Below are 12,729 nucleotides of genomic sequence, written 5' to 3' on the forward strand. Positions count from 1 at the left end.
CGCGCATTCTTGCCAGGCGAAACCCTCGAGACCGGAGTGATGGCGATGAACGCAGCCTCAACAATGCTGCAGGATAGGCACGGCCACATCGACTATGGCGAGGAGGGCACGGGACCCACCATCGTGTTCGTGCCGGGATCGTGGGCGACCGCGTCAAGCTGGCGGGGCGTGATCGAGGCGCTCGGCGGTCGTTTCCGGACGGTGACGACGAGCCTTCCGGGTTATGGCGGCACGAGGGACCGACGGACGGCTGCCGATACATCGATCGATCGGCAGGCGGAGATCATCGAAGCCGTGATCCGCCGGGCCGGCGGTCCCGTGCATCTCGTCGGACATTCCCTCGGCGCGCTCGCGTGTCTGGACGTCGCGCTGTGCGGGATGCTGCCGCTCATGAGCCTGACCCTGATAGAGCCGGTGGCTTTCGGCCTGCTGCGCCGGGAGAGCCAGCTTGCGCTGTATGAGCAGTTCACGGCGATGCGCGATGCATACTTCCAGGCGTTCGAAAACGGCGAGAGGGAAGCCGCGCTCCGGGTGATCGATTATCTCGGCGGTGAGGGCAGCTTCGATGCCCTGCCGTCCCGGATGCGACAATACATCGTTAGGACGACCGCGACCCAGGTTCTGGACATGCGTTCGGCATTCGATCCACCATTATCGGCTTTCGCCAACATCCTGCTCCCAACCCGCCTCATCTGCGGTGAGCGTAGCCCGCAAGCGTTGCAGCGAAGCGCGGAAATCCTGACCCGTGCGTCGGCGAACGCGTCGCTATGCACGATAGCGGGCGCAACCCACTTTATGCCGGGCACGCACGCTGCGGAAGTAGCCCAGCGCATTGGTGACCATGTGTCTACGACCGAAGCGCTTGCTTGGGACAGCCTGTCCATCGCCTCTCCGTTCAGTTCACGATCGCTCGGCCATGCGGTCTAGATCACCATCTGCTTCCGCAGCGCCCTCGCCGGCTGCCTCGGTCATCGCAGGCGCGGAGCCAGCGCCCCGCGGCGCAATTTCGCGGGCGAACTGGTTGAGTGAAAGCAAGGTGGAACGCGCATGAGAGACTTGGTTGGACAGACCGCATTCGTGACTGGCGCTGCCTCGGGCATCGGACTGGGGATCGCGACCGTGCTGTCGCGGGCGGGCGTGAGGGTCATGCTCTGCGATATCGAGGAGGAGGCGCTGAAAAATGTGGTCGCGGACCTGAAGACACGAACCAAAGCCGATGTCGATGGCGTGAAAGCGGACGTTTCGCTCAAGGGCGAACTTCAGGCGGCAGCGGACGCGACCGTCGCGCGGTACGGCAGAATCCACATATTGGTCAACAATGCGGGCGTGGGTGGCGGCGGCACCTTTGGTGAGTGGACTGATTTAGGCTGGAACTGGGTCCTCGGCGTCAATCTGATGTCGGTGATCTGGGGCTTCGAGATATTCGGTCCGCTGATCGAAGCGCACGGCGAAGGAGGGCAGGTTATTTCCACGGCGTCCGTCTCCGGACTGATTACGGGACCAAGTCCGGCATACGATGTAAGCAAATATGGAGTGGTGGCGCTCTCCGAGGGGATGCGTAACGTGCTCGCGCCGAGGAAGATTGGGGTCTCCGTTCTGTGTCCGGGCTTTATCCGCACGCAGATCATGAACTCTCGGCGCAACGTGCCGCACCGATTTGCCGGGGCTGTCGGCAACCCTCCGCCGACAGAAGGACCACGCGCGGAGATCATCAAGGCATTGCATGAACGGATCAACAACGGCGTTGATCCGCTCTACGTAGGCGAGCTGGTTCGCGAGGCCATCGAAAACGACTGGCCCTACATTTTCACCGATACTGAGCACGAACCATTCATCGAGCAGCGCTTCGCAGCGATCAAGCAAGGATTCGACCGGATACGCGGACGAACGCCGCGACGCTAGCTCTCGCATCCATAGATTTTGAGTACACGCGCCAGCTCGACGCGTGTTTTGCCCGACGTGTCAACTGCATGGCGGCTGCAAATGTTGTCTCCAGGCCGCTCGAAAGATCCCTTATCGATCAAGGGGCCCGCTACTGTGCATGGGGTTGTTTTCGACGTTTTGGTTTTGAGCCCCTATGCACGTGACGGGAGACCGCCGGATCAATCGCTGTCCCACCCGCTGCCCTTGATCCCGGGGTTCGCATAGACGATGCCGCCATCCACCGCGATGGTCGCTCCCACCACGTAATCGCCGGCGCGGGAGGCGAGGTAGATCGCAGCGCCCGCCATGTCCTCGTCGGTGCCGATGCGGCCCACGGGGACGCGCGTTGCGACCTCGTCGGCGTGGTCGCGCGCGGCGCGGTTCATGTCTGACTTGAACGGGCCCGGCGCGATTGCGGTGACCACGATGTGGTCCGGGATGAGCTTCACCGCCATGCGCCGCGTCAGATGAATCAGCCCGGCCTTGCTCGCGGCATAGGAATAGGTCTCGCCGGGATTGACGAAGATGCCGTCGATCGAGGCGATGTTGATCACCTTCGCCGGCCGTTCCGCGCTCGCTGACGTGCGCAGCGTCGGCGCCAACGCCTTGGTCAGGAAGAACGGCGCCTTGACGTTGAGGTTCATCACCTTGTCCCAGCCGTTCTCCGGAAATTCGTCGAACTCCGCGCCCCAGGCGGCGCCCGCATTGTTGACGAGGATGTCGAGCCGGGACTCGCGTTTCCCGAACTCGCTGGCCAGCAGCTCGGCGCCGGCAACGGTCGAGATGTCGATCGGCAGCGCGATGCATTCCCCGTCATATTGCGCGCTGAGCTCCTTCGCGGTGGCCTCGCACGGTCCGGCCTTGCGCGCGGTGATGTAGACCTTTGCCGCGCCGGCGCTGAGAAATCCCGCCGCGATCATCTTGCCGATGCCGCGCGAGCCGCCGGTTACCAGCGCGATGCGGCCTTTGAGCGAGAACAGATCGTTGAACATGCGTCCCTCCCTTGGTTGCCGCCGGTTGTGGGCGGAGCGGGGAGGGGTGTCAAGGAAGGCACGCTTGTCCTCGACCAGTGCAGATTGAGGCCTACGCCGCCGCGATGCGGCGGAAGCCGTTCCACATCGCGGTCGCGGCACCCGAGGTCAGCACCGGCAGGATCCGCGCGTCCTGATAATTGCCATTGAGCGAGACGCGGGGCAGCGCGGTCATGTGGCCGGCGTTCTCCGCGAACAGCATGCCGGGCCGCGTCGTCACCGCGGTCTTGAAACCGGCGGATGCGGCAAGGGCGAATTCGCGCGCGCCCGCGGCGTCGCGGTCGCCATAGGGATAGGCGAGGTGCAGCACGGGGCGCTCCAGCACCTGCTCGATCCGCGCGCGGCTTGCGGCCATCTCCTGCGCGGCGATGTCTTCCGTCTGCTTGGCGAGATTGCAATGGCTGATGCTGTGCGCGCCGATCGTGACCAGCGGATCGGCGGCAAAGGACTTGAGCTCGGCCCAGGACAGGCACAAGCCGCGGCACAGCGCTTCCATGTCGACGCCGTAAGTCCTGCACAGCGCCCCGATCTCGCGCGCAAGATCCTGCTCGCCCGGCAGCGCGCGCAGCCAGTCGTGCAGGCGGTCGAATGCCGCTTGCTTCGCCGCGACACTGTTCGCATCGAGCCGCAGGGCGGAATTGCCGATCTGAATGTCGATCTGCTCGGCCTTGGCGATCACGGCCTCCAGCGCCGTCCACCACAATCGCCCGGTGCCGTCGGCAAAATCGCTCGCGACATAGACCGCCAGCGGCGCGTCAAATTCGCGCAGCACCGGCAGCGCGTATTCCAGATTGTCGCGGTAACCGTCGTCGAGAGTGAAGGCGGCGAAGCGGCGCTCGAACCGGCCCTGCACCAGCCGCTCATGCAGCTCGTCCATGCTGACGATGTCGATGTCGCGCGAGCGCAAATGGCACAGCGTGGCGCGCAGGAAGTCGGGGGTGACCTCGAGATGCCGGTTCGGCTGGAACGCGGCCTCGCGCGCCGGCCGCACATGGTGCAGCATGAAAATGGCGCCGACGCCCGACAAGAGCGGGCGCAACAGGTGGTGCGCCCCGCTGAGATAGAGTGCTCCCAGCCCGGCGCGGATGACGTTGTTACGCAGTTGTTTCATGACCGGGTGGGGGACTTTGGCATTCCGGCCTCAACTTACGGAAGAACCCTTGAAGAAAAAGTTATTCCGATTGTCCCACCCGGGCCTTGGGACCAGGGCCATTTCCGGTTTGACAGCCTGCCAAGGGTTTGTTTTGTCTCCGTTTCCAGAGGTCGGGTCGTCGAATGCAGAAGCTTTTCTCGTGGGCCAGCAAATGGTGGCCGGGGTTGATCCCCCTTGCCGTCATGTGGGGATTTGCGGCCTGGAATAATACCTTACCGGTCGAGGCCGATCTGTCGGCCCGCAGCTCGGCTGCGCTCAAGGACACCGTTCTGGACAAGACCCGGATCGCGGTCGACGGCCGCGACGTCAGCCTGGCCGCGGACGCCTTCTCCGAGGAGGGGCGCCGCGACGCAGTGATGGCGGTCGAAACCGTGCCCGGCGTGCGGCTGGTCGACGACCGGACCCGCCTCGTTCCCGAGGCCAAGCCCTTCGTGTGGAATGCCGAGCGCGACGTGGTGCGGGTGACGCTGTCGGGCTCCGCGCCGCTGCCATCGATGAGGGCCCGGCTGACCGAGGCGGCCCGCAAGGAAGTCGGCGGCGTCGAGGTCGCGGACCAGATGGGGCTGGCGCGCGGGGCGCCGCCTCGGTTCGAAGCCGCCGCGATGCTGCTGCTGGATCAAATCGGCAAGCTGAAGGACGGCAAGATCACGATCACGGACACCAAGGTCAATCTGTCGGGCATGGCGCGTGAGCTCGGCGGCCGTGAGGCGATCGCGGCTGCGCTGAAGAACCTGCCCGAGGGTTTTTCGATTGCGGCCAACGAGATCAAGGCGCCGCCCTACATCTTCCAGGCCTACAAGGATCCGGTGGCTGCGACGGTGACGCTGACCGGCAATGTTCCGGACAACAACGTCCACGCCGCGATCGGCACCAGCGCCTCGCGAAAGTTCTTCACCGAAAAGGTCGTCGACAATCTCAAGGCCAGCATCGGCGCCCCCGGCTCCTTCAGCACGGCTGTTATCGCCGCGCTCGGCGCGCTGTCGCGGCTGTCGACCGGCACGCTGGTCGTCTCCGACCGCGAGGTGAAGCTCTCGGGCGATGCGCTCTACGAGGGCGCCGCCAACGAGATCCGCGCAGGCCTCGGCAAGGACTTCCCGAAGAACTGGCAGTACAAGCCGGAGATCACGGTGAAGCCCGCCGCAGGCCCGGTCGACGGCACCGTGTGCCAGCAATTGTTCTCGGAGCTTCTGACCAAGGGCAAGATCCGTTTCGCGAACAGGCGCGCGGACATCGATCCTGACTCGGCCGGCATTCTCGATCGCCTCATCGAGACTGCGCTGCGCTGCCCCACCACCAATATCGAGGTCGTCGGACATACCGACGCCGATGGCGAGGATGCCTTCAACCAGGCCCTTTCGGAAAAGCGCGCGCAGGCGGTGATCGACTATCTGGTCAAGGCGGGCCTTCCTGCCAGCCGCTTCACCGCGGCCGGCCATGGCAGCACGCAGCCCGTCGCCGGCAACGACACCGATGAAGGCAAGGCGCAGAACCGCCGCATCGAATTTCTGGTGAGGTGACGATGCCTTATCTCGTCTCGTTCCATCTGGGCTGGCTGATCGGCTCGCTGCTGCTGGGCTTCTGCATGGGCTGGATCTCGGTGGTCCAGCGCGGCAACGGCACCTCGAAGGTGATTGCGCGGTGGCTCGCAGTGCTTGCCGCCGCCCTGGTCGCGGCCTCTCTCACCCATGTGGTCCCCGGTCGCTTCGGCTACTGGCTCGACCTCGGCCTGATCATGTTCGCCTGCTATCTCGTCGGCGGCACGATCGGAGCGTGGCTGCGCGATCGGGTGGTCTCGCGTACCGCGCCGCCAGCCGCTGTGTGATGTTGCTATGCACCCTCACGCGCGGGACGGGGTGTGCTCCGCCGCGGCCTTTCGGCGCATTGGAAAACCGGGACCTGGCCGCTCCAGTCACCCCTCTTTCAACAGGCAGGCCGGCTCCATAGATTGACGTTGGCTTAAGGCGTGACGGAACATTGTGCGGCCGAAATCATCAAAACTTCATGGCCCCTGCGCAGGATCGCCTGGAGATTCGCGCCAAGCCTTGCCGACGAAAGCGCCAAACCCTGCACTGGGAGCTGCAACCCTGCCTAAAATATTGAAGGCACGTGTTTTTGTTCGAATTGGCGAATTCCACTTCGGCCGAAAACGCGCTAGTGGAGGGGCAGGGGGCATGCGCGATTCCGGCGCCGGCGGCGAGGGTTCGTTGAATGCCTGCGCGTCCGCCTGTCCGCCGGCCACCCTGGCCGCTGAAGCGTTGTTCGAGGTCTAGATGCTGGAAGCCATACGCAGGGCGACGACGTTTCTGCGCCAGAAGCAAGTCCTGCATAAGCTTGGAGTCGTGATCAGCATCGCGGTCATCGGCATCGCTTGCTACGTGCTCTACCACATGCTGCGCGGCATCGATTTCAACGAGGTCCTCGAAGCGATCAAGAGCACCGAGCCGAGCCAGATTGCGATGGCGGCGCTGTTCGTCACTGCGGGCTATTTCACGCTGACCTTCTACGACCTCTTCGCCACGCGCGCGATCGGCCATGCCCATGTGCCCTATCGCATCAACGCGCTCGCGGCCTTCACCAGCTATTCGATCGGCCACAATGTCGGCGCCTCCGTCTTCACCGGCGGGGCGGTGCGCTACCGCATCTATTCGGCCTATGGGCTCAACGCGATCGACGTCGCAAAAATCTGCTTTCTCGCCGGCCTGACCTTCTGGTTGGGCAATGCCGCGGTGCTCGGCCTCGGCATCGCCTACCATCCGGAGGCGGCAGCCTCGATCGACCAGCTGCCGGTCTGGCTGAACCGGACACTGGCGCTGATGATCATCGTGGCGCTGATCGGTTACGTGATCTGGGTCTGGAGCCAGCCGCGGGTGGTCGGCCGCGGCCCTTGGACGGTGGTGCTGCCGGGCGGCCCGCTGACGCTGCTCCAGATCGCGATCGGCATCGTCGATCTCGGTTTCTGCGCGCTGGCGATGTATGTGCTGGTCCCCGACGAGCCCAATCTCGGCTTCGTGATGGTCGCGGTGATCTTCGTCTCGGCGACCCTGCTCGGCTTCGCCAGCCATTCACCCGGAGGCTTGGGGGTGTTCGATGCCGCCATGCTGGTCGGGCTCTGGCAGATGGACCGCGAGGAGCTGCTGGGCGGCATGCTCCTGTTCCGCGTCCTCTATTATCTGTCTCCGTTCGTCTTATCTGTAATCTTGCTGACGTTTCGAGAGGTTATAATCGGCGCCCGATCGAAGCGCTTGCAACAGGCGGCGCTCAAGCTGGACCCCGGCCCGGCGCCTGAAGCCGCCTATGTGAGAGAGCGCAGCGACAGCGGCGCCTGACCGGTGTCAGGTCCTTAAGGACAGTCCCCAGGAGAAGTCCGCCCCGATGGCGATCGACGCCCCCTCTTCTCCCTCCGCCCAGCCCTGGTCCGATCGGCTGCGGCACTCGACCATCATCCTGATCGCCGCGGCGCTGGCGCTGTCCGTCGTGGTCTCGCTCGGCGAATTGTCGGCGCTGCACGCTGCAATCGTGTTCCTCTGCATCGCGGCGGCTGCCTTGATCCCGTGGCGGCTGCACGATCCCGCCACCTCCCGCGACGACGTCAGACGCATCAACCCGGTCGAGAGCGCGGCGGTGGCCGCGGTGGTCGCCGGCATGCCGGATCCGGCGGTGCTGCTCGACCGGGCCGGCCGCGTCATCCACCTCAACGCCGCCGCCGCCCAGCTCGCGCCGGCGCTGCGCAAGAACGAGCTCGCCCAGTTCGCGCTGCGCTCGCCGGAGATCATCACCGCGCTGCGCGAGGCCATCGCGACCACCGAGCCGCGACGCGCGACCTATCTCGATCATGTTCCGGTCGATCGCTGGATGGAGCTGATCATCACGCCGGTACCGGTGCCGACCAGCTTCGGCGGCGCCGACAAATGCATGCTGATGACCTTCCACGACCAGACGCCGCTGCGCCGGGTCGAGGAGATGCGCGCCGACTTCGTCGCCAATGCCAGCCACGAGCTGCGCACGCCGCTGGCGGCGCTGTCGGGCTTCATCGATACGCTCCAGGGCCAGGCCAAGGACGATCCCAAGGCGCGCGAGCGCTTCCTCGGCATCATGCACAACCAGGCCACGCGCATGGCGCGCCTGATCGACGATCTCTTGTCGCTGTCGCGGGTCGAACTGTCGGCCCATGTCCGGCCCGACACCCTGGTCGATCTCGTCCCGATCATCCGTCAGGTCGCCGACGGGCTCGAGCCGCTGGCGCGCGAGCGTCAGGTCGAGGTGGACATCCACCTGCCGGAGCCGCCGGTGATGATCGCGGGGGACCGGGAGGAGCTGCTCCGCCTGTTCGAGAACCTGATCGAGAACGCGCTCAAATACGGCGCCTCCGGCGGGCGCGTCATCGTGTCGCTGACCTCGAGCGCCGCCGCTGACGGAACTCAGGAAATCCGGGTCATGGTCCGCGATTTCGGCCCGGGCATCGCGCCGGAGCACCTGCCGCGTCTGACGGAGCGCTTCTACCGGGTCGACGTCGGCGACAGCCGCTCGCAAGGCGGCACCGGGCTCGGGTTATCGTTGGTGAAACATATCCTTAACCGTCATCGCGGCCGCCTTTTGATCGAAAGCGTGCCCAGGCAGGGCGCCACTTTCACCGCCTGTTTTCCCCAGATCAAGACTCCGGCTTGATCGGAAACGCAAGCAATTTCAATTGCTTGGTGTCGTCATCCAACTGTCACGAAACCTTCGTAAAAGCACAGCCGACCGCCCCTAAAGCGGCGGCGCGGGGAGCGCGATCGGGCGCGGATGGCGCTTCGCTCCCCTGTATGGAGACCAGCATGAATTTCCTCAAAACCATGGTCGCTGCCGGCTTGGTCGCCGCATCGACGACGGTAGCCTTTGCGGCCGACATCACCGGTGCCGGCGCGACGTTCCCGTTCCCGATCTATTCGAAGTGGGCTGACGCCTACAAAAAGGAGACCGGCAACGGTCTGAACTACCAGTCGATCGGCTCGGGTGGTGGCATTAAGCAGATCCAGGCCAAGACCGTGACCTTCGGCGCCACCGACGCGCCGCTCAAGGCCGAGCAGCTCGAGAAGGACGGCCTCGTCCAGTGGCCGATGGTGATGGGTGCCATCGTCCCCGTCGTCAATATCGAGGGCGTGAAGCCGGGCGAGCTGGTTTTCGACGGCGAGACCCTGGCCAACATCTATCTCGGCAAGATCACCAAGTGGGACGATGCCGCGATCAAGAAGCTCAATCCCAACGCGAAGCTGCCGTCAGAAGCCATCACCGTGGTCCGTCGTTCGGACGGCTCGGGCACCACCTTCAACTTCACCAACTATCTCTCCAAGGCCAGCGCGGACTGGAAGAGCAAGGTCGGCGAGGGCACCGCGGTCGAGTGGCCGGTCGGCGTCGGCGCCAAGGGCAACGAGGGTGTGTCGGGCAACATCAGCCAGACCAAGAACTCGATCGGCTATGTCGAATACGCCTATGCCAAGCAGAACAAGCTCACCCACACCGGTCTCGTCAACAAGGCCGGCAAGCCGGTGCAGCCGACCGTCGAGGCCTTCCAGGCGGCCGCCTCCAACGCCGATTGGTCCAAGGCTCCCGGCTATTACGTCATCCTGACCGAGCAGCCCGGCGAGAAGTCCTGGCCGATCACGGCGGCGACCTTCATCCTGATGCACAAGTCCGCCACCGACAAGGCGGCCGCGCAGGAAGCGATCAAGTTCTTCCGCTGGGCCTTCAAGAACGGCGGCAAGATGGCCGAGGAGCTCGACTACATTCCGATGCCGGACAGCGTCGTCCAGCAGATCGAGAAGACCTGGGCTGCCGAGATCAAGAGCTAAGGCGCTATATGTGTCCCGGACACGGTTCCGGGACGCTGCAAGATCTCCGCTCCGGATCGGCCTCCTGCCGCATCCGGAGCGCGCCACCAACAACAAGCGTACATAAAACGGGTATAGGGGATCGGCGTGGCTGAGATGGCTGTTGAGAGCAATGTGATTGATGCTGCCGGTCCATATGATCGCGCCAAGGCCTTGAGCGCGTTCAAGCTCGGCGACGTCACCTTCTACTGGATCACGCGGTTGTCCGCGATCTCGGTGCTGCTGATCCTCGGCGGCATCATCATCTCGCTGATCGTCGGCGCCTTACCGGCGATCCAGGAGTTCGGCATCTCCTTCCTGTGGACGCAGCGCTGGGCGCCCTCGGCCGATCCGCCGGTGCTCGGCGCGCTCGGGCCGATCTACGGCACGCTCGTCACCTCCTTCATCGCGATGCTGATCGCCATTCCCGTCGGTCTCGGCATTGCGATCTTCCTCACCGAGCTCTGCCCGCAATGGCTGCGCCGCCCGATCGGCATGGCGGTCGAGCTGCTCGCCGGCATCCCCTCGATCATCTACGGCATGTGGGGCTTCTTCGTGCTCGGCCCGTTCCTGGCCAACACCTTCCAGCCTTTCATGATCAGGGTGTTCGACGGCGTCCCCGTGCTGGGCGCGATCTTCGCAGGGCCCCCGTCCTATCTCAGCCTGTTCAACGCCGCGCTGATCCTCGCCATCATGGTGCTGCCCTTCATCACCTCGATTTCGGTCGACGTGTTCAAGACGGTGCCGCCGGTGCTGAAGGAAGCCGCCTACGGCGTCGGCTGCACCACCTGGGAGGTCGTCCGCAGCGTGGTGATCCCCTACACCCGCGTCGGCATCATCGGCGGCGTCATGCTGGCGCTGGGCCGGGCGCTCGGCGAGACCATGGCGGTGACCTTCATCATCGGCAACTCGTTTCGGATCTCCTCGTCGATCTTCGCGCCGGGCACGACGATTTCGGCGGCGATCGCCTCCGAATTTGCCGAGAGCGACGGCCTGCACCAGTCCGGCCTGATCCTGCTCGGCCTCCTGCTGTTCGTGCTGACGTTCTTCGTGCTCGCTGCCGCCCGTTTGATGCTGCTGCGCCTCGAAACCAAGGCCGGGAAGTGAAGTCATGAACCCGATCTATTCGCGCCGCCGCCGCTGGGACATCGTCATTCGCGGTCTCTGCATCGCAGCCGCCGCCTTCGGCGTCACCTGGCTCGCGCTGATCCTGGTCACGCTGCTCTACAACGGCCTGGCCGGGCTCAACCTCCAGGTCTTCACAGCTGACACGCCGCCGCCCGGATCGACCGAGGGCGGCCTGCGCAACGCCATCGTCGGCTCGTTGATCATGACCGTGATCGGCGTCGGCATCGGCGCGCCGCTCGGCCTGTTCGCCGGCACCTATCTCGCCGAGTACGGCCGCAACGACAAGCTGACCTCGGTGATCCGCTTCATCAACGACATTCTCCTGTCGGCACCCTCGATCATCATCGGCCTCTTCATCTATGGCGCGGTGGTGGTGCCGATGCGCGGCTTCTCGGCGATTGCGGGCGCGCTGGCGCTTGCCGTCATCGTGATCCCGGTCGTCGTGCGCACCACCGAAGACATGCTACTGCTGGTGCCGAATCCGTTGCGCGAAGCTGCCAGCGCGCTCGGCCTGCCGCGCTCGCTGGTGATCAAGCGTATCGCCTATCGTGCCGCGCGCTCCGGCCTCATCACCGGCGTGCTGCTGGCGACCGCCCGCGTCGCCGGCGAGACCGCGCCGCTGTTGTTCACGGCACTGTCGAACCAGTTCTTCAGCCTCGGCCTGAACAAGACGATGGCGAACCTGCCTGTCACCATCAACAACTTCGTGCAGAGCCCCTACGAGTATTGGAAGCAACTCGCCTGGAGCGGCGCGCTGTTGATCACCCTGACCGTGCTTGCCCTTAACATTGGCGCGCGCATCCTTGGCGCCGAGAGGACTGCAAAATGAGTGAAATGTCTGTTTCCGTCAGCGCGCCGACCGTTCATCCCGGCTCGCAGCCCCTGCCCGAGGCGCCCGCCAAGGTCACGGCGCGCAACCTCAACTTCTACTACGGCGACCACCACGCGCTGAAGAACATCAACCTGGCGCTCGGCACCAACCGCGTCACGGCGTTCATCGGCCCGTCCGGCTGCGGCAAGTCCACCCTGCTGCGCATCTTCAACCGGATGTACGACCTCTATCCGGGCCAGCGCGCCGACGGTCAGCTGTTGCTCGACCATACCAACATCCTCGACCCCAAGCTCGACCTCAACCTGCTCCGCGCCCGGGTCGGCATGGTGTTCCAGAAGCCGACGCCGTTCCCGATGACGATCTACGAGAACATCGCCTTCGGCATTCGTCTCTATGAGAAGATCTCCAAGTCCGAGATGGACGACCGCGTCGAGAAGGCACTGCGCGGTGGCGCGCTGTGGAACGAGGTCAAGGACAAGCTCAATGCCTCCGGCCTGTCGCTCTCCGGCGGCCAGCAGCAGCGCCTCTGCATCGCCCGCACCGTCGCGGTGCGGCCCGAGGTGATCCTGTTTGACGAGCCCTGCTCGGCGCTCGACCCGATCTCGACCGCCAAGGTCGAGGAGCTGATCCAGGAATTGTCCGAGAACTACACGATCGCGATCGTCACCCACAACATGCAGCAGGCCGCGCGCGTTTCCGACAAGACCGCCTTCATGTATCTCGGCGAGTTGATCGAGTTCGACGACACCAGCAAGATCTTCACGTCGCCGAGCGATCGGCGCACGCAGGATTACATCACCGGCCGGTTCGGCTGAG

At 64.7% G+C, this 12,729-nt stretch carries 12 protein-coding genes; 10 read left to right on the plus strand and 2 right to left on the minus strand.

What is annotated here, in order from left to right:
• Positions 1–39: 39 nt before the first annotated feature.
• Both XF30_RS05850 and XF30_RS05855 read left to right on the plus strand, forming a co-directional pair.
• The gene (locus tag XF30_RS05850; protein WP_244608877.1) at positions 40–927 is read left to right on the plus strand and encodes an alpha/beta fold hydrolase; all 888 of its coding nucleotides are present in this window, start codon (positions 40–42) and stop codon (positions 925–927) included.
• Positions 928–1,047: 120 nt separating this feature from the next.
• Entirely contained in the window at positions 1,048–1,902 is an 855-nt protein-coding gene (locus XF30_RS05855) for an SDR family NAD(P)-dependent oxidoreductase (protein WP_109142177.1), read from the plus strand.
• A gap of 200 nt (positions 1,903–2,102) precedes the next feature.
• Here the strand turns inward: XF30_RS05855 and XF30_RS05860 are convergent, their stop codons facing one another.
• Entirely contained in the window at positions 2,103–2,915 is an 813-nt protein-coding gene (locus XF30_RS05860; protein WP_036001696.1) for an SDR family oxidoreductase, read from the minus strand.
• Between the two features lie 91 nt (positions 2,916–3,006).
• Positions 3,007–4,065 carry a polysaccharide deacetylase family protein gene (locus XF30_RS05865; RefSeq protein WP_109142178.1) on the minus strand — a complete coding sequence of 353 codons (1,059 nt, stop codon included), beginning with the start codon at positions 4,063–4,065 and terminating at the stop codon, positions 3,007–3,009.
• 164 nt (positions 4,066–4,229) lie between these two features.
• On the opposite strand from XF30_RS05865, the gene XF30_RS05870 reads away from it, so the two are divergent.
• From XF30_RS05870 to pstB, 8 genes are all read left to right on the plus strand, one after another.
• Positions 4,230–5,624: an OmpA family protein gene (locus XF30_RS05870; protein WP_109142179.1), complete on the plus strand. Its 1,395-nt coding sequence runs from the start codon at positions 4,230–4,232 to the stop codon at positions 5,622–5,624.
• Between the two features lie 2 nt (positions 5,625–5,626).
• Positions 5,627–5,929, plus strand: a complete 303-nt coding sequence (locus tag XF30_RS05875) for a hypothetical protein (RefSeq protein WP_036001688.1) — start codon at positions 5,627–5,629, stop codon at positions 5,927–5,929.
• Between the two features lie 448 nt (positions 5,930–6,377).
• Positions 6,378–7,433, plus strand: a complete 1,056-nt coding sequence (locus XF30_RS05880; protein WP_036001683.1) for a lysylphosphatidylglycerol synthase domain-containing protein — start codon at positions 6,378–6,380, stop codon at positions 7,431–7,433.
• Positions 7,434–7,479: 46 nt separating this feature from the next.
• Positions 7,480–8,772, plus strand: coding sequence for an ATP-binding protein (locus XF30_RS05885; RefSeq protein ID WP_036001680.1), 1,293 nt, complete (start codon positions 7,480–7,482; stop codon positions 8,770–8,772).
• Positions 8,773–8,921: 149 nt separating this feature from the next.
• Positions 8,922–9,935: a phosphate ABC transporter substrate-binding protein PstS gene (gene pstS / locus XF30_RS05890; protein ID WP_036001732.1), complete on the plus strand. Its 1,014-nt coding sequence runs from the start codon at positions 8,922–8,924 to the stop codon at positions 9,933–9,935.
• 135 nt (positions 9,936–10,070) lie between these two features.
• Positions 10,071–11,060: a phosphate ABC transporter permease subunit PstC gene (gene pstC, locus XF30_RS05895; protein ID WP_036020411.1), complete on the plus strand. Its 990-nt coding sequence runs from the start codon at positions 10,071–10,073 to the stop codon at positions 11,058–11,060.
• A gap of 4 nt (positions 11,061–11,064) precedes the next feature.
• Positions 11,065–11,910 carry a phosphate ABC transporter permease PstA gene (gene pstA / locus XF30_RS05900; RefSeq protein ID WP_036001676.1) on the plus strand — a complete coding sequence of 282 codons (846 nt, stop codon included), beginning with the start codon at positions 11,065–11,067 and terminating at the stop codon, positions 11,908–11,910.
• Positions 11,907–12,728 (plus strand): phosphate ABC transporter ATP-binding protein PstB, encoded by an 822-nt coding sequence (gene pstB, locus XF30_RS05905; protein ID WP_036001673.1) that lies wholly within the window; start codon positions 11,907–11,909, stop codon positions 12,726–12,728. Before pstA ends, pstB begins: the two co-directional genes overlap by 4 nt.
• The last annotated feature ends 1 nt before the right edge of the window (position 12,729 follow it).

The sequence above is a fragment of the Bradyrhizobium sp. SUTN9-2 genome, from assembly GCF_003122645.1.
GTDB lineage: Bacteria > Pseudomonadota > Alphaproteobacteria > Rhizobiales > Xanthobacteraceae > Bradyrhizobium > Bradyrhizobium yuanmingense.